This is a genomic window from Massilia sp. CT11-137 (assembly GCF_047302885.1).
Taxonomy (GTDB): Bacteria; Pseudomonadota; Gammaproteobacteria; order Burkholderiales; family Burkholderiaceae_D; genus Telluria; species Telluria orientalis.
Genome location: NZ_JBKYMP010000001.1, coordinates 1,128,703 through 1,145,764, shown reverse-complemented (window position 1 = coordinate 1,145,764; position 17,062 = coordinate 1,128,703). Strand labels below are relative to the sequence as shown.

Sequence of the window (17,062 nt, the reverse complement as noted above, 5' to 3'; positions counted from 1 at the left end):
TTCTTTCCGTGACATTAGATAGTTGCACCGAACGTGATCACGAAGCGGCCGCTGGCCTCGCCCGTGCCGCCGGCGCCCGCGCCGGGCCGCACGTCCTCGGTGCGGTATTCGTAGTCGAGCATTGCGCCGTTGTTCAGGCACAGCTCGCGCGCCAGGTACAGGCCGAGGCCCGTGCCCTTGCTCGACGTCGTGTAGAACGGTTCGAACAAATGCGCCCGCACGTCCGGCGTAATGCCCGGACCGTCGTCCTGCACGTGCAATTCCATGCGGCCCGTCGCGTCGGGCACGGGGACCACGCGGATGCTGGCCGGCTTGCCGCTCGCGTAGCGGATCGCATTGCCGAGCAGGTTCACGAGCACTTCGCGCAGATGCAGTCCGTCGAACCGCACGGACCGGCCGCCCGCATCGCCCACCCACACTATATCACCGGCCATGCCGTGCATTTCCGTGAACTCGGCGCGCAGCTCGGGCAGGAAGTCGTCCAGCGCGACGGGCGTGCCGTTCGGTTGCACCTTGCGCGACAGCTTCAGGATGTCCTCGACCATGCGGTTCACGCGCGCCACGTTGTCGTTCACGATGCGCAGCAGGCGCGTTTCCGCCGGACCGTGCAGGTCTTCCGCCAGCAGCGACGTCGCGTGGCCGATCGCCGACAGCGGATTCCGCACCTCGTGCGCGATGCTGGCCGTCAGGCGTCCCATCGATGCGAGCTTGAGTTGCTGCGCCTGGTTTTCGATGGCGCTCACGTCCTGCAGGAACACGAGGCTGCGTTCGGCCGTGCCCTGCGGCGTGTCCACGCGCGCGAAGCGCAGCTTCAGGTGCACCGGCTGGTCGAGGCGGCCGCGCACCGGGCCGTCCGTCTCGTGCCAGCGCTTGACGGTGACGAAGCCGCCGGTCGCCGGCGCGTCCATGCGGCGGCCGGCCCAGTCCGTGAAACGCTGCGCCACGGGTTCCAGCGCCGCCAGGTCGGTCAATCGAAACGTGTTGCCGTCCTCGCCCGGCGGCGTCTCCAGCCCGAGCATGCGGCGCGCCGCCGGATTGCCGCCGAAGACGGTGCCGTCGCTCCCCAGCACGAGGATGCCGTCGTCCACGTCGTCGACGACGATGCGGTAGATCGCCTGCTGGATGCGCAGGTCGGCGCCGTGCCGCGCGGCCAGCTCTTCCTGCTTGATGAGGCGCGCGGCCAGGCGGTTCACCACCAGCACCACCGCGAAGAACGCGGCGCCGGTGAGCCCGGCCTGGGTCAGCGGCGGGTCGTCCGCGCGCATGAAGATCCCCCATGTGCTCTCGCCCAGCACGAACAGCGTGGCCAGCGCGGCCGAGAACAGGGCCAGCACCAGCGGCGCGAGGATCGCGGCGCCCGCGAGCGGGAACAGGTACAGCAGCGCGAGGCCGCTGCGCATGCCGCCGGCGGCGAGGTACAGCAGCGAGATCGCGACGATGTCGACGAGGACCTGGGCCGACAACTGCCACAGGAAGCGCCGGCGCCAGCGCTGGGCGACGACCGCGAACATCAGCGCGGCCAGCACGTAGGCGATGCACGTCTCGGCATACGCGGTGCCGTCGACGCGGCCGCGCCGCACGTCGATCGACAGGTACAGCAGCAGCACGAACGCGATCACGATGCGCGTGACCGTGAGCGTTTGCAGCGAGCGCCAGAACGTCGAGCGCGACTCGGCGGAAAGGGAAAGCCGGCTCGCCATGCGGCGGCTTACCGGGCCTGCTGGTGCGCCTCGCGCGCGTGCGCCGTGCCGCAATAGTCGCGGCCATCGGCCCGCACGGCTTCCGACGCCGGGAAATAGATGCCGCAATGGGCGCAGCACAGCATCGTCTCGGACTGGTCCTCGACGCGGCTCCACGCCTTGGCCTTTGCTTCGCCGCCGGCGGACGCCGGTGCCGGCCCGGAGGCCGGATTTACGGCGGGGCCTTGTGCGCGCGTCATCGCGGCGCGCAGTTTGCTGCGGATGGCGGCCACCACGAGGATGACGAGCGCAATCCAGAAAAGCAGTCGCGTCATACGAACCCCCGGTGCAGAACGACTTCGAAAACGAACCGGCTGCCGACGTAAGCCAGCGCCAGCGTGGCGAATCCCGCCAGCGTGAAGCGAAGCGCGGTCTTGCCGCGCCAGCCGCGCCAGCGGCGTCCGGCCAGCAGCGCGGCGAAGAGCACCCACGACAGCAGCGCGAAAAAGTTCTTGTGATCCCAGCGCAGCGCGCGGCCGAACAGCTGTTCGGAGAACACGATGCCCGACAGGACGGTCAAACTGAGCAGCACGAAACCGATGCCGATCATGCGGAACAGCAGCCGCTCCATCGTCAGCAGCGCCGGCAGCTGGTCGAGCGCGCCGGTAAACCAGCCCTTCTTTGCGCTCTTCGTGTGCAGCCGCGCCTCCTGCAGCGCCATCAGCACGGCGTGGAAGGCGGCGATCGTGAGCGTGCTGTACGCGGACACGGCAACCGCGACGTGCCAGCCGAACGCGGGCGACTGGTCCTGCACGGGCATCAGGTTGCCGGGGAACAGCGGCGGCAGGATCGCCGCGACGGCCGCGCACGGCATGACCATGCGGCGCATGCCGTCCAGCGCGAAATTGCGGTTTTCGATCCAGTAGGCGGCGACGGAAATCCACAGCGCGGCCGACAGCATGAAGGCGAAGCCGACCCGTAAGGTGCCGTTCGACACGATATCCGGCCACAGCGCGGCACCGTGCACGGCCCAGGCCACGGCGGTCACGGCCGAAATGGCCGAGCCCTGCCGCGACGGCAGCAGGGCACATACCGCGTACAGGATTGCCGCGGCGATGAATAGGGTAAGTTGCATACGCGCGAGTCTACACCATCCGGAAAGGGCAAGGTTAGGTTGTCAGAAGAGTAAGCGCAGTCGCACGTCATTCCCGCGAAGGCGGGAATCCATTCTGAATTCGCTCTGCGTTAACGCGCACAGTGCAACTTCGGAAACTCAGTATGGGTTCCCGCTTCCGCGGGAACGACGGGGTTAGTCGACGGTTGCCGCCTTGATTTCCGCTTCATGGTGCCGCTGCTGCTCCTCCATCACCATCAGCCCCAGTTCGCGCTTGAGCGCATTGAACTCGGGCGCCGCCGGATCGCGCAGGCGCGGCAGGTCGACGAGGATGTCGCGCTTGATCGTGCCCGGCCGGTACGTCATCACGACGATGCGGTCGGCCAGGTAGATCGCTTCCTCGATGCTGTGCGTGACGAAGATGACCGTCTTCTTCAATTCGGCCCACAGGCGCAGCAGCTCGTCCTGCAGGTTGCGCCGCGTGAGGGCGTCGAGCGCGCCGAACGGTTCGTCCATCAGCAGGATCGGCGAATCCAGCGCCAGCACGCGCGCGATCGCCACGCGCTGGCGCATGCCGCCGGACAGGTCCTTCGGATAGCGCTTCGCGAAATCCTCCAGCGACAGCAGTTTCAGGAGCTCGCCCACGCGCGCCGCGATCTGCGCGCGCGCCATGCCCTTGATCTCCAGGCCGAAGCCGACGTTCTGCTCCACCGTCATCCACGGGAACAGCGCATATTCCTGGAACACCATGCCCCGCTCCGGCCCGGGGCCGGCGACCGGCACGCCGTCGGCCAGCACGCGGCCGGTCGTCGGCGGCGCGAAGCCGGCGACGGCGTTCAGCAGGGTCGACTTGCCGCAGCCGGAAGGCCCCAGCAGGCAGACGAACTGGCCGTGAGGGATCTCGAGACTGATGTCCTGCAGGGCGACCATGCGGCGGCCGTCGCCGTCGAATACTTTACTGACGCTGTCGATCACGATATGCGCGGTCATCTCAATGCTCCAGGCCGCGGTGCCAGCGCAGCAGATGGTTGTTCAGCTTGTTCATGCCGACGTCGATGGCGAGACCGAGCAGGCCGATCGTGATCATGCCGGCGATGATCTTGTCCGACCAGAAGTACTCGCGCGCCTCCGAGATGCGGAAACCGAGCCCGTTGTTCACGGCGATCATCTCGGCCACGATCACGACGATGAACGCCGTGCCGATGCCGATGCGCATGCCGGTCAGGATGTACGGCACGGCCGCCGGCAGGATCACGCGCAGGAACATCGTCGGCCCGCTCGCGCCCAGGTTGCGCGCCGCGCGCAAATAGATGCCGTCGACCTGGCGCACGCCCGCGATGGTATTCATCAGCACGGGGAAGAAGGCGCCCAGCGCGATCAGGAAGAAGGCCGGCGGGTTGCCGAGGCCGAACCACAGCATCGACATCGGGATGTAGGCGATCGGCGGAATGGGGCGCAGCAGCTGGAACAACGGATTCAGCCAGGCATGCGCGATGCGGCTCGCGCCCATGGCGAGGCCGATCGGCAGCGCCAGCGCGGCGCCGACGAGGAAGCCGACGATCACGCGGTACATGCTGCCGATGGCGTCGGTGATCAATTCGCCGGACAGCATCCACGCCAGCTTTCCCCCGCCGCCGTTGGCCTCGCGCCAGGTGGCGAAGTCCTGCAGCGGCAGCAGGTACGCGATCCATTTCCGCCAGACCTGCAGCGGGGACGGCAGAACGTGCTCGTTGACCCATCCCATGCTGGCGACCCACTGCCAGATCGCGATCGCGACGACCGGCACGACCAGGCCGATCGCGATGTCCTGCCACCTGCGCTTCATCATCTCCGCTCCTTGTTACGCGTGGGCGGAGGGCCGCCCACCCTACGTATCCGCCGTAGGGTGGGGGGGCCCCCCCGGGCCCACGCGAAGATGTCCACCCAACGATTATTTGATGTTCAGGCTTTTCTTGGCCTCATCCAGCAAATCGGTCTTGACCCAGTCCTTCGCCACCGGCGGCTTCGCCATCCGGCCGACACCCGTCTTGACCATGATGTCGGTCGTGGTCTGGATGTGCTCCGGCGTGATGTCGTAGGTGTAGGGCGAATTGCTGATCGCGTCGTCGAAGTCGTCCTTCGTGATCTGGCCCTTGAACACGACTTCGCGCACGTATTTCTCGGCCAGCGCGCGGTCACGGATGAAGGCGCTCGTGGCCATGACGAAGCAGCGCATGAATTTCTCGGCCACGGGGCGCTTCGTGTTGTAGAACTTTTCCGTCATCACCATCGTCCGCACCGGTTCGCCGATCGGCGTGTCGTACGGTTTCAGGACCTCGACGCCGAAGCCCTTGTTGATCGCCTGCGACGACTGGGGTTCGGACTGCATCATGGCGTCGATGTTCTTGCCCAGCAGCGCCTGGTTGAGGTCGGCGTACGCCAGGTAGACGATCTGCACGTCCTTGCCGGGCGCCGGGTCGGCGCTGAGGCCGGCCTTGTGCAACTCGGCCATCAGGAGCACTTCCTGGATGCCGCCGCGCGTCACGCCCACCTTCTTGCCCTTCAGGTCCTTCACGCCCTTGACGTTGGCGTCCGCGCGCGCGACGAGCCGGGCGCCGCCTTTCGCGAAGCCGGCCACGACGTAGATCGGGGCACCGCCGGCGCGGCCCGAGATCGCGGCCTCGGACGCCGTCGTGCCGACGTCGAGTTCACCCGCGATAATGGCCTGCATCACGTCCAGGCCCTTCGCGAAGATGCGTTCCTCGACCTTGATCCCGCACTTGGGCGCGATCTCCTTGATGTATGACACCGCGCCGTAGTGCGCGAACTTGAGGTTGCCGAGGCGGACCACGTCCTGCGCCTGGGCGCCGCTCGCGGCCAGCAGCGCGGCGATGGCGAGGGTCTTGCCGAACACGTGTGCTTTCATTGCCTGTCTCTCCGATTGGGGGTGAAACTTTTATTGGAATGAACTGCGTGACGCCTCAGGAACATAAACTCGAAGCAATACATTGTCAAACCGTCCAATCAGGTTTTACCAAGAATCAAATCGCCAGGTTGACTGGACGCGTTGCGAATGGCTGAATTGGGGTCTTGACGGGGGAAAACGCGCCCCGACATGGGGTAAAATGGCGGATTGCGCGCCGCCGCCACTTATATATATCAGTACAGAAGGTAGAACGATGCTGGATAACCTGACACAACGCCTTGCCAAGGTCGTCAAGACGATGCGTGGCGAGGCCCGCCTCACGGAGGCGAACACCGCAGAAATGCTGCGCGAAGTGCGCCTGGCCCTGCTCGAGGCCGACGTCGCGCTGCCGGCCGTGCGCGAATTCATCGCCAAAGTGAAAGAAAAGGCGCTGGGCGAGGAAGTGATCGGCTCGCTGTCGCCGGGTCAGGCCCTCGTCGGCGTCGTGCAGAAGGAACTGGGCGCGCTGATGGGCGCCGACCTCGGTCCGGACGCGTCGCAGCTGTCGTTCGCGCAGCAGCCGCCGGCCGTGATCCTGATGGCCGGCCTGCAGGGTGTCGGTAAAACGACCACCACCGGCAAGCTCGCGAAGTACCTCAAGGAAGAGAAGAAGAAAAAGGTCCTGACCGTCTCCGCCGACGTCTACCGCCCCGCCGCAATCGCGCAGCTGGAATCGGTGACGAAGCAGGTCGGCGCCGACTTCTTCCCGTCCACCGCCAGCGACAAGCCGGTCGACATCGCGAAGAACGCGATCGACTGGGCGAAGAAGCACTATCACGACGTCGTCATCATCGACACGGCCGGTCGCCTGGCCATCGACGAGGCGATGATGCAGGAGATCGCCGCCGTGCACGCGGCCGCGAATCCGATCGAGACGCTGTTCGTCGTCGACGCCATGGTCGGCCAGGATGCGATCAACACCGCGAAAGCCTTCAACGACGCGCTGCCGCTGACCGGCGTGATCCTGACGAAGCTCGACGGCGACTCGCGCGGGGGCGCGGCACTGTCCGTGCGCCACGTGACGGGCAAGCCGATCAAGTTCGCCGGCGTCTCGGAAAAGCTGGACGGCCTGGAAGCGTTCGATCCGGCCCGCATGGCCAACCGCGTGCTGGGCATGGGCGACATCCTCGCGCTGGTCGAGGAAGCGCGCAAGGGCGTGGACATGAAGGCCGCGGCCGACATGGCCAACAAGATCAAGTCGGGCGGCAAGTTCGACATGAACGACTTCCGCGCCCAGCTCGCGCAGATGAAGAAGATGGGCGGCATGGCGGGCCTGCTCGACAAGCTGCCGGCCCAGTTCCAGCAGGCCGCGAACGGTGCCAACATGGACCAGGCCGAGAAACAGGTGCGCCGCATGTGCGGCATCATCGACTCGATGACGCCGGCGGAACGCGCCAAGCCGGAACTGATCAAGGCCAACCGCAAGCGCCGCATCGCGGCCGGCGCCGGCGTGCAGGTGCAGGAAGTGAACCGCATGCTGACCCAGTACGAGCAGATGAACACGATGATGAAGAAGCTCAAGGGCGGCGGCCTGATGAAGATGATGCGCGGGATGAAGGGCATGATGCCCGGTATGCGCTGATCCTTGATCCATCTCTAAAAAGCCGTGCGCGACCACCGTCCCGCACGGCTTTTTTGTGCTTGGGATGTCCGTTTTTTCGCTCTAGAGAGACCCGGGTAACACAACGGGCTATTTTAGGGCTTGTAAGAGTGAAAAAATTTCGAAAAAGACTTGCACGAACACTAAAACCCTACCAATATAAGCCCGGTGCGCTCAAGCGCAAATTTCCATGTGTTCCGTTTAGGAGGCTCGAAGATGGCAACAGCCAAAAAAACCACCGCAGCGCCCGCTAAAAAAGCCGCTGCCAAGCCTGCTGCGGCGGCGAAGCCGGCAGCGAAAAAGGCAGCAGCTCCTGCCAAAGCAGCAGCACCGAAAGCAACCGCCGCAGCAAAGAAGCCTGCCGCGGCACGCAAGCCCAACGCCGCTTTCATGAAAGAGATGACCCCATCGGCAACGCTGGCCGCCGTCGTCGGCGCGAAACCGCTGCCGCGCACGGAAGTGACCAAGAAAGTCTGGGACTACATCAAGGCGCAAAACCTGCAGGACGCGGCCAACCGCCGCATGATCAACGCCGACGACAAGCTGAAAGCCGTCTTCGGTGGCAAGGCGCAGGTGTCGATGTTCGAAATGACCAAGCTGATCTCGGATCACCTCAAATAAGAACATCTGGCTGGCTGCCCCATGGCCCCATACGAAAAGCCCCGGCGAGCCGGGGCTTTTTGTTTTGCCGTAGCATCCGCGTGGGCGGAGGGCCGCCCACCCTACCGCTTAGCATGACGTCCCACATGAGATTCGACCTGACCGACCTGCAACTGTTCCTGCACGTGCTGGATGCCGGCAGCATCACGGCCGGCAGCCGGCGCGCGCACCTGGCGCTGGCGTCCGCGAGCGAACGCATCCAGCACATGGAAGAGACGCTGGGCGTACCCCTGCTCGTGCGCGGCCGGCGCGGCGTGCAGCCGACGGCTGCGGGCCTCGCCCTGCAGCGCCACGCCCGTCTCGTGTTCCAGCAACTGGCGCGCCTGCGCGCGGAACTGGGCGAGCATGCGGCGGGCCTCAAGGGCCAGATCCGGCTGCTGTGCAATACGGCGGCGCTGTCGGAGTACCTGCCGGAGCGGCTGGCCGGCTTCATGGCACGCCATCCGGACGTCGACATCGACCTGGAAGAACGCACCTCCAGCGACATCGCGCGCGCGGTGCGCGAAGGCGGCGCGGACCTCGGCATCGTGGCCGACACGGTCGACCTGTCCGGCCTCGAGACCTTCCCGTTCTGCACCGACCGCATCGTCGCGGTCGCGCAGCCGGCCATGGCGCGCACGCTCGTCACGCAGGAGGGGCAAGCCGTGACGTTCGCGCGGCTCGTCGATTTCGACCACGTCACGCTGACGGGCGACAGCGCCCTGTTCCGCTATCTGACGCAGCTGGCCGAACGCGCGGGCCGCACCTTGCGCGCGCGCGTGCGCCTGCGCAGCTTCGACGCCGTGTGCCGGATGGTGGAGAGCGGGGTCGGGATCGGCCTGGTGTCCGAACCGGCCGCGCGGCGCTGCGCGCGCACGATGGACCTCGCCGTACTGGAGCTGGCCGACGCGTGGGCGGTGCGCCAGCTGTCGCTGTGCATGCGCAGCTTCGAGGGGTTGCCGCGCCACGCGCAGCAGCTGATCGAGGAAATCCGCGCATGAATTGGTGGGCACGTGATCGATGCCCCCGGCATCAATCACCCCACCCTACGATTGAGACGATGCAGTAGGGTGGGCTCCCCGAGCCCACCAAGGGTCTCCGCGTTCAGCGGCTGGACACCATCACGTCCTGCTTGAACTCCCAGTTCTTCCACGCCGCCAGCACCGCATTCGGATACTCGGGCTTGCCGCGGCTGCCGTTGTAGCGGCCGAGGGCGAGGTACAGGTTGCCCCCTTCCATGTCGATGTACATGCGCAGGATCGAGCAGCCATAGCGCAAATTCGTCTGCATGTCGAACAGCGCGCGGCGGTTCGAATCGCCGATCACCTTCGTCCAGAACGGCATCACCTGCATGTAGCCGCGCGCGCCGACCATCGACACGGCGTACTTGCGGTACGCCGATTCGACCTGGATCAGGCCCAGCACGAGCCCCGGATCGAGGCCCGCGCGCGTCGCTTCGTACCACGCGATTTCGAGGAATTCCGTGCGCGTCTGGTCGTCCGGCAGGCGGCGCTTGAGGCGCGCCGACATCGCGTCGAACCATTGCTGATAGCGCACGCGCGCGACCTCGTCGCGGAAGGCCGGCTTGGGCGGCCGGCCGTCGCGGATGGCGTTTTCGAGCGCCAGCCGGACCGAATCGGCGAGCGCTTCTTCTTTCTGGTTGCCGGCCTGCGCCGCGCCGCTGCTCATCAGTGCAGCGGCGAGCAAGACCGGGCCGAACCGGGCTGCCGCCCGGACCATCAACCGTCGTGCCATCACTTGCCCAGCTTGCCCTTGATGAAGCCGACCATGTCCGCAGCCGGGACGGCGGTCGCGTCAAGCTCGCGGCGGCCCTGGTATTCCAGGTTGCCTTCCTTGAGGCCGCGCTCGCCGATCACGACGCGGTGCGGCACGCCGACCAGTTCCCAGTCGGCGAACATGGCGCCCGGACGCAAGCCGCGGTCGTCGACGATGACGTCCACGCCGGCCGCCTGCAGCTCGGCATACAGGCGATCGGTCTCGGTCTTCACCAGATCGCTGCGGTCATAGCCCATCGGGCACAGCACCAGTTCGAACGGCGCGATGGCGTCCGGCCAGATGATGCCCTTGTCGTCGAAGTTCTGTTCGATGGCGGCGCCCAGGATGCGGGTCACGCCGATGCCGTAGCAACCCATCTGCATCGGGGCCGGCTGGCCCTTCTCGTCCAGGTAGACGCAGTTCATCGCGGCGGAGTACGCGGTACCCAGCTGGAACACGTGGCCCACTTCGATGCCGCGCTCGATCGCGAGCGTGCCCTTGCCGTCCGGCGACGCATCGCCTTCGACGACGTTGCGCAGGTCGGCGACGAGCGGTTCGGCCACGTCGCGGCCCCAGTTGGCGCCGGTCAGGTGGTATTCGGCTTCGTTCGCGCCGCACACGAAATCGGCCATGTTGGCGACGGTACGGTCGGCCACGATGTTGACCGGCTGCTTCGTACCGATGGGGCCGAGGTAGCCCGGCACGGTGCCGTAGGCTTCCTGGATCTCGGCTTCGCTGGCGAAGCGGAAGTCCTTCAGGCCCGGCACTTTCGTGACCTTGACTTCGTTCAGTTCATGGTCGCCGCGCAGCAGCAGCAGCCAGTTTTCCCTGACCTGCCTGCCGTCGACGTCCTTCTCGACCGTCAGCGCGATCGACTTGACGGTCTGGTCCAGGCCAATGCCGAGCAGCTTGGCCACGTCTTCGCACTTGGTCGTCTTCGGCGTGGAAACCTTCGTCAGCGGCTGCGTCGCGGCGCCGCGCTGGGCGATCAGCGGCAGCGCCTCGGCCGCTTCCATGTTGGCCGCGAAGTCCGAGTTCGGGCAGTAGACCAGCGCGTCCTCGCCGGTGCTGGCGATGACGTGGAATTCGTGCGAGCCCGTGCCGCCGATGGCGCCGTTGTCGGCCGCCACCGCGCGGAACTTCAGGCCGAAGCGGTTGAAGATGCTGACGTAGGCGTTGAACATCGTCTCGTAGGACTTCTGCATGCCTTCGACGTCACGGTCGAAGGAATAGGCGTCCTTCATCGTGAACTCGCGGCCGCGCATCAGGCCGAAGCGGGGACGGCGCTCGTCGCGGAACTTGGTCTGGATGTGATAAAAGTTCAACGGCAGCTGGCGGTACGACTTGACTTCGGTGCGCACGACGTCGGTCACGACTTCTTCCGACGTCGGCTGCAGCGCGAAGTCGCGGCCGTGGCGGTCCTTGAGACGCAGCAGTTCCGGCCCCATCTTGTCCCAGCGGCCCGTCTCCTGCCACAGCTCGGCCGGCTGCACCAGCGGCATCAGGAGTTCGATCGCGCCCGCCTTGTTCATCTCTTCGCGGATGATGCCCTCGACCTTGCGAATGACACGCAGGCCCAGCGGCATGTACGTGTAGATGCCGGAGCCGAGTCGCTTGATCATCCCGGCGCGCATCATCAGTTTATGGCTGACGATCTCGGCGTCGGAGGGCGCTTCTTTGAGCGTTGAAATAAAAAATCGTGAGGCGCGCATATCGGTGAATTCTTTTTAAAAAGAGAGGGTTATAATCGACCTAATTTTAAAGGATTAGCTGGCTGATGCATCCAATCTTTATACAAATGGATCCGAAACACGTGGTGCATGCTGTTGTTCCTGTGCAGGTTGCGCGACAGACGTATCTGGATTGCTAGGTAAAAACGTAAGTAAGAGGGATCAGCCGGCAGAAAGTTTCGAGGTGAATTATGCTCGATCGTGAAGGGTTTCGCCCCAACGTCGGCATCATCCTGCTGAACGCCAACAACGAAGTGTGGTGGGGCAAGCGGGTGCGTGAGCATTCTTGGCAATTTCCGCAAGGGGGTATCAAATACGGCGAGACGCCGGAACAGGCGATGTACCGCGAGCTCGAGGAAGAAATCGGCCTGCGCCAGGAGCACGTCAAGATCGTGGGCCGGACCCGCGACTGGCTGCGCTATGAAGTGCCCGATCACTTCATCAAGCGCGAAGTGCGCGGTCACTACCGCGGCCAGAAGCAGATCTGGTTCCTGCTGCGCATGGTGGCACGCGACAACGACGTCAACCTGCGCCTGACCGACCATCCCGAGTTCGATGCCTGGCGCTGGCACGATTACTGGGTCCCGCTGGACGTGGTCATCGAATTCAAGCGCGACGTGTACCAGCGCGCCTTGCAGGAACTGTCGCGTTTCATCACGTGGCCCGCGAACGGCGAACGCCGCCACAGCTCGCGCTACCTGCGCCAGCCGCACGAGCGGCGCGCCCAGGGGGGCAATGGCAACGGCAATGGCGGTAACAAGGCCGTGGCGAGTGGCGCCAATGCCAGCAAGGCGGTGGCGGCAGCCAGCAAGGCCATCGCCGACGCGGCCGGCAGCTCCAAGATGGTGTTGGCGCAACAGGGTGTGACAAGGAAAGAATGACCTGCGGGAGTGATCTGCGCAAGTAGCCCGGAAGCAACACAACAAAGGCAAAGCAGCCGTGCAAGCGGTTGCCTTTGCCTTTTTTACATTTTGGTAATGTAATTTTTGCAAAATTGCGAAGTAGAATCATCGCCATGATGATGCCGACTTTGCCGATTTTCCGTGCCCTTCCCCTCCTGCTGGCCGCGCTGTGCTCGTCCGCACGTGTCCACGCCGAGGACACCCCGCCCAAATGCACCTACGTGGAAGTGGGCAGCCTGCCCATCCGCTACGTCGGCGCGAGCCTGGCGCCCGCGGTCGACGGCACGATCAACGGCACCCCGGCCACGATGCTGATCGACACCGGCTCCGACCAGACCCACATGACGATGAACGCCGCGACCCGGCGCGACCTGAACCTGTCCATGACGGGGCGGTACGTCGAAGGCATCGGCGGCCTGTCGCGCCTGTACGGGGTGCGGCTGAAGGACTTCGCCATCGGTCCGGCGCACGCCGGCCGCCGTCCCGAACTGACCGTAATCGGCAGCACCGCGGGCACGCCGGCCTTCGACGCCATCGTCGGCGCCCCGTTCCTGCTGCAGACGGACCTCGAGCTCGACCTGCGCGCGAAGCGGATGAAATTCTACCGTCCGCTCGAATGCCGCAAGGCGGAGCTGCTCCTGTGGAAGGAAGACACCGTCGTGCTGCCGTTCGGGCGCAACTTCAGCCGCAGCCCGAATCCGCATTTCACGGTCGTCGTGAACGGCAAGGAGATGGACGCGCTGATCGACTCCGGCGCGCACCGCAGCTTCATGATGCTGGACGCCGCCAAAAAGGCCGGCATCGACGTCAATGGCCCGGGCGCGGTCCGCATGGGCGACGCCGGCGGGATCGGCTCCGACCGCGCGCCGCACTGGATCGCGCCGGTCAAGAGCATGCAGATCGGCCAGGAGACCATCAGCAACGTCGAACTGGGCGTCATCGATTCGCAGGGCTCGCGCACGGCCGACGTGTACCTCGGCCAGGACTTCCTGCGCACCCACCGCGTGCTGTTCGCGATGAGCCAGGAAAAACTGTACATCGCCTACCTGGGCGGCGACGTGTTCACGCGCGGCACGGGACTGGAACCCTGGATGCGCGCCGAGGCCGACGCCGGCAATGCGGACGCCCAGTACGCGCTGGCCCAGATCTACAACACCGGCCGCGGCGTACCGCGCGATCCGCTCCAGGCCGGCGTCTGGCTCGACATGGCAGCCAATGGGGGCCAACCGAACGCCAGCCTGCTGCGCGGCCGCCGGCAGATGCTGGCCGGGCAGCTGGACACGGCGATCCCGCAACTGCGCCACGCGCTCGACCTGCTGCCGGCCGACCGTCTCGGCCCGCTGTGGCTGTACATCGCCCGCGTGCGCCACGGCGAGGCGGACCTGGCGAAGACCGAACTGGAAGCGGCACTGAAACAGCAGAAGGAAGACGACTGGCCCGCGCCGATCGCCGACTTCTACCTCGGCAAGACCAACGCGGCGCGCCTGCTGGAAGAAGCCGGCAAGGACGCGAAGCTCGCGCATGCGCGCACGTGCATGGCCCAGACGTACATGGCGGAGTGGCATGCCGCGCGCGGCGACGCGGCCGAAGCGAGTGCGCTCAAGGACACGCTGCGTGCGAACTGCACGCCCGCGGCCGCGCCCAAGCCGGCACCGTGACCGCGCCGGCAGGGTGTGCGCCATCGCGCTACAATGACGCCCTTCCTCCTGGTTTTCCGACGGTTTTCTCCATGTTCACCCCCTCCTCCAACGATGTCCGCCGCTTTTTCTGCGAAGCCTTGCGCAAGCGCCGCGCCGGCGAGATCCTGACCCCGATGGACGCCATCGCCGCCGACTGGATCGAACAGCATCCCGAATACCACGACGAGCTGACGGATGCCGATGCGGCGGTGGCGCGCGACTATTCCGTCGAAGGTGGCAAGCCGAATCCATTCCTGCACCTGTCGATGCATCTGTCGATCACGGAACAGGTGTCGATCGACCAGCCGCGCGGCATCCGCGCCGCCTACGAGGCGCTGGCCGCGCGCGTGGGCGAGCACGAGGCGCACCACGGCATCATGGAGTGTCTCGGCGAGATGATCTGGTCGGCGCAGCGCCACGGCACGCAGCCGGATACCGACGCGTACGTGGAGTGCGTGCGCAAACGCGTGCGCTAAAAAACCTCTCACGAGCGTCGCGAGCGGCGGCGATGCCGGTCGAGAAGCGCAGCCGTACGGTGGTACGGCGAGCATCGCAGGCCGGCAGCGCAACGCGCAGCAGCTCGGGAGACGTTTTTAATCGAGCTTGTCGTCGGCGACCCGATAGCGCGGGTCTTCCGGCAGGTTCACCTCGATCATGTCCTTCGCGCGCTCGAGCAGCGCGCGGCAGTCCGGACTCAGGTGGCGCAGATGCAGGCGCTTGCCGAGGGCGCGGTAGCGTTCCGCCAGGCCGTCGATGGCCTGGATCGCCGAGTGGTCCGCCACACGCGCGCGGCGGAACTCGACGACGACGTCCTGCGGGTCGTCCTTCGGCGTGAACAGCGCCTGGAAGCCGGCCACCGACGCGAAGAACAGCGTGCCCTCCAGTTCATAGACTTTCCAGCCGTGCGCGTCCTGCGCGGTCGCGACGCGGATCTGCTTCGCGTGCTGCCACGCGAACACCAGCGCCGACACGACCACGCCCACCAGGACGGCGGTCGCCAGGTTGAAGACGAGCGTCACGCCCGCCACCAGCACGATCACGAGCGCATCGGCGCGCGGCACCTTGCCGAACAGGCGGAACGTGCCCCACTCGAACGTCTTTTCGCACACGACGAACATCACGCCGATCAGCGCGGCCAGCGGAATCCGCTCGATCACGCTCGCGCCGAACAGAATGAACGACAGCAGGAACAGCGACGCGCAGATGCCCGACAGGCGGCCGCGCGCGCCGTTGCCCACGTTGATCATGCTCTGGCCGATCATCGCACAGCCGCCCATGCCGCCGAAGAAGCCGGTGACGACGTTCGCGACACCCTGGGCCAGGCTTTCGCGGTTCGGCTGGCCGCGGGTGTCCGTGATCTCATCGATCAGCGTGAGCGTCAACAGCGTCTCGATCAGGCCCACGCCCGCCAGCACGAGCGAGTACGGGAACACGATTTTCAGGGTCTGCAGGTCGAACGGCACGTCCGGCACGCGGAATGCCGGCAGGCCGCCCGCGATGGAGCCGAGGTCGCCCACGGTCTTGGTTTCGATGCCCATGACGTGCGCGAGCAGCGCGACGGCGAGGATGCCGACCAGCGTGGCCGGCACGGCCTTCGTGAGGCGCGGCGTGACGTAGATGATCGCCATCGTCAGCGCGACGAGGCCCAGCATCGTCCACAGCTGCGGGCCGGCCATCCAGCCGCCGCCCGTCTTGAAGTGCTCGAACTGCGCGACGAAGATCACGATGGCCAGGCCGTTGACGAAGCCCAGCATCACGGGATGCGGCACCATGCGGATGAATTTACCGAGCCGCGCGGCCGCGAACAGCATTTGCAGCACACCCATCAGCACGATGGCGGCGAACAGGTATTGCGCGCCGTGCCGGACGACCAGCGCGACCATGACGACGGCCAGCGCGCCGGCCGCGCCGGAAATCATGCCGGGCCGGCCGCCGAACGCGGAGGTGATGAACGAGACCAGCACGGCGGCATACAGGCCGGTCAGCGGCGACACGTGGGCCACGAGGGCGAAGGCGATGGCCTCGGGAACCAGCGCCAGCGCGACCGTCAGGCCGCTCAATACATTGGTCTTGATGTGGGAGGGGGATACGTCGGACAAGGCGGGCTCCAAAAGACAAATCCCTCCGGCCGGCACGCGGCAGGAGGGATTCCGGACAATCCGGATGGGCCGTTATTGTAACGGCCCGTCCGGATCAGCGCTTCGTGACGAGCGCCGCAGGCAGACTTTCCAGGTAGGCAGCGATGTCGGCCATGTCGCGATCCGACAACGGCTGGGCCATGCCGGCCATGATCGGGTTGTTGCGACCGTTGGCGGCTTTGGTGCCGCGCTTGTACGCGGTCAGCGCATGCACGAGGTAGTCGGCATGCTGGCCGGCCAGCTTCGGATAGCTGGGATCGATCGGGGTCTTGTAGTCGGCGCCGTGGCAGGACGCGCAGTTGTATTTCTTCGCCAGTTCGGCGCCGTTGGCGGCATTGCCCGAAGCCAGCGCCTGGCCGGACAGGACCAGCGAGGCGGCGCCCAGGGTCAGCGCGACGATCAGTTTATTCATGGCGCGCTCCTTACTTGGACGGGGTTTGTTGCGAATAATACGCGGCGATATCGGCGATGTCCTGGTCGGACAGGCTGGCCGCGATACCCCGCATGGACGGGTGGTTGCGGTCGCCTTTTTTATAGGCATGGAGCGCGGCTTCGATGTACTTCGCCGACTGGCCGCCGATCTTCGGTACGCGATAGACTTCAGGGAACGTGCCCTTGTACTCGGGGATGCCGTGGCAGCCGATACACTGCTCGATCTTGTTGGGTGCTGCCTTCGGATTGCCGACGATGTCGGCTGCGCCGGCCGTGCCGGCCATCGAGGCGCCGGCTGCCAGCACGAGTAATGCTGTTGAAATTTTCATGGATGACCTATCGTTGGGTTGAATCGATAGGGCGCCTTGCGACCCGTGCGGCGGCAGCAGGTTTTCTAGACCCCCGGTACTGCAACTGCAATGGCATTTT

17 protein-coding genes are annotated in these 17,062 nt (G+C 65.8%); 6 read left to right on the top strand and 11 right to left on the bottom strand.

What is annotated here, in order from left to right; genetic code table 11:
- Window positions 1-14: 14 nt before the first annotated feature.
- The 6 genes from ACEN98_RS05225 to ACEN98_RS05200 all read right to left on the bottom strand — a co-directional run bounded on the left by ACEN98_RS05225 (window position 15) and on the right by ACEN98_RS05200 (window position 5,698).
- Window positions 15-1,700 carry a two-component system sensor histidine kinase NtrB gene (locus ACEN98_RS05225; protein WP_413382156.1) on the bottom strand — a complete coding sequence of 562 codons (1,686 nt, stop codon included), beginning with the start codon at window positions 1,698-1,700 and terminating at the stop codon, window positions 15-17.
- 8 nt (window positions 1,701-1,708) lie between these two features.
- Window positions 1,709-2,014: a PP0621 family protein gene (locus ACEN98_RS05220; RefSeq protein WP_413344304.1), complete on the bottom strand. Its 306-nt coding sequence runs from the start codon at window positions 2,012-2,014 to the stop codon at window positions 1,709-1,711.
- Complete coding sequence (locus ACEN98_RS05215) at window positions 2,011-2,814, bottom strand: inner membrane protein YpjD (protein ID WP_056124239.1); 804 nt, start codon at window positions 2,812-2,814, stop codon at window positions 2,011-2,013. Before ACEN98_RS05215 ends, ACEN98_RS05220 begins: the two co-directional genes overlap by 4 nt.
- 174 nt (window positions 2,815-2,988) lie before the next feature.
- Window positions 2,989-3,783 (bottom strand): ABC transporter ATP-binding protein, encoded by a 795-nt coding sequence (locus ACEN98_RS05210; RefSeq protein WP_413382153.1) that lies wholly within the window; start codon window positions 3,781-3,783, stop codon window positions 2,989-2,991.
- A 1-nt stretch (window position 3,784) separates the two neighbouring features.
- Window positions 3,785-4,621 carry an ABC transporter permease gene (locus ACEN98_RS05205; protein WP_413382150.1) on the bottom strand — a complete coding sequence of 279 codons (837 nt, stop codon included), beginning with the start codon at window positions 4,619-4,621 and terminating at the stop codon, window positions 3,785-3,787.
- A gap of 102 nt (window positions 4,622-4,723) precedes the next feature.
- Window positions 4,724-5,698, bottom strand: a complete 975-nt coding sequence (locus ACEN98_RS05200; RefSeq protein WP_413382146.1) for an ABC transporter substrate-binding protein — start codon at window positions 5,696-5,698, stop codon at window positions 4,724-4,726.
- 253 nt (window positions 5,699-5,951) lie between these two features.
- On the opposite strand from ACEN98_RS05200, the gene ffh reads away from it, so the two are divergent.
- From ffh to ACEN98_RS05185, 3 genes are all read left to right on the top strand, one after another.
- Window positions 5,952-7,319, top strand: coding sequence for a signal recognition particle protein (gene ffh / locus ACEN98_RS05195; protein ID WP_413344018.1), 1,368 nt, complete (start codon window positions 5,952-5,954; stop codon window positions 7,317-7,319).
- Window positions 7,320-7,553: 234 nt separating this feature from the next.
- A complete protein-coding gene (locus tag ACEN98_RS05190) occupies window positions 7,554-7,958 on the top strand; it encodes an SWIB/MDM2 domain-containing protein (RefSeq protein WP_160409423.1) in 405 nt (134 codons plus the stop codon).
- 125 nt (window positions 7,959-8,083) lie between these two features.
- Window positions 8,084-8,977, top strand: a complete 894-nt coding sequence (locus ACEN98_RS05185; RefSeq protein WP_413382142.1) for a LysR substrate-binding domain-containing protein — start codon at window positions 8,084-8,086, stop codon at window positions 8,975-8,977.
- A gap of 103 nt (window positions 8,978-9,080) precedes the next feature.
- Here the strand turns inward: ACEN98_RS05185 and ACEN98_RS05180 are convergent, their stop codons facing one another.
- Both ACEN98_RS05180 and ACEN98_RS05175 read right to left on the bottom strand, forming a co-directional pair.
- Window positions 9,081-9,731 carry a lytic transglycosylase domain-containing protein gene (locus tag ACEN98_RS05180; RefSeq protein WP_413382139.1) on the bottom strand — a complete coding sequence of 217 codons (651 nt, stop codon included), beginning with the start codon at window positions 9,729-9,731 and terminating at the stop codon, window positions 9,081-9,083.
- Entirely contained in the window at window positions 9,731-11,464 is a 1,734-nt protein-coding gene (locus ACEN98_RS05175; protein ID WP_413382136.1) for a proline--tRNA ligase, read from the bottom strand. The genes ACEN98_RS05180 and ACEN98_RS05175 overlap by 1 nt, the downstream gene beginning before the upstream one ends.
- Before the next feature lie 209 nt (window positions 11,465-11,673).
- On the opposite strand from ACEN98_RS05175, the gene ACEN98_RS05170 reads away from it, so the two are divergent.
- The 3 genes from ACEN98_RS05170 (at window position 11,674) to ACEN98_RS05160 (ending at window position 14,539) form a co-directional block, all read left to right on the top strand.
- The gene (locus ACEN98_RS05170; protein ID WP_413339204.1) at window positions 11,674-12,363 is read left to right on the top strand and encodes an RNA pyrophosphohydrolase; all 690 of its coding nucleotides are present in this window, start codon (window positions 11,674-11,676) and stop codon (window positions 12,361-12,363) included.
- 134 nt (window positions 12,364-12,497) lie between these two features.
- A complete protein-coding gene (locus ACEN98_RS05165; RefSeq protein WP_413382133.1) occupies window positions 12,498-14,042 on the top strand; it encodes a retroviral-like aspartic protease family protein in 1,545 nt (514 codons plus the stop codon).
- 71 nt (window positions 14,043-14,113) lie between these two features.
- Window positions 14,114-14,539: a DUF1841 family protein gene (locus ACEN98_RS05160; RefSeq protein ID WP_036238314.1), complete on the top strand. Its 426-nt coding sequence runs from the start codon at window positions 14,114-14,116 to the stop codon at window positions 14,537-14,539.
- A 117-nt stretch (window positions 14,540-14,656) separates the two neighbouring features.
- Here ACEN98_RS05160 and ACEN98_RS05155 read toward each other — a convergent pair whose 3' ends face one another.
- The 3 genes from ACEN98_RS05155 to ACEN98_RS05145 form a co-directional block, all read right to left on the bottom strand.
- A complete protein-coding gene (locus ACEN98_RS05155) occupies window positions 14,657-16,162 on the bottom strand; it encodes a SulP family inorganic anion transporter (RefSeq protein ID WP_413382130.1) in 1,506 nt (501 codons plus the stop codon).
- A gap of 94 nt (window positions 16,163-16,256) precedes the next feature.
- Entirely contained in the window at window positions 16,257-16,613 is a 357-nt protein-coding gene (locus tag ACEN98_RS05150) for a c-type cytochrome (protein WP_413382127.1), read from the bottom strand.
- Between the two features lie 10 nt (window positions 16,614-16,623).
- The gene (locus tag ACEN98_RS05145) at window positions 16,624-16,962 is read right to left on the bottom strand and encodes a c-type cytochrome (RefSeq protein ID WP_413382124.1); all 339 of its coding nucleotides are present in this window, start codon (window positions 16,960-16,962) and stop codon (window positions 16,624-16,626) included.
- Window positions 16,963-17,062 lie beyond the last annotated feature (100 nt).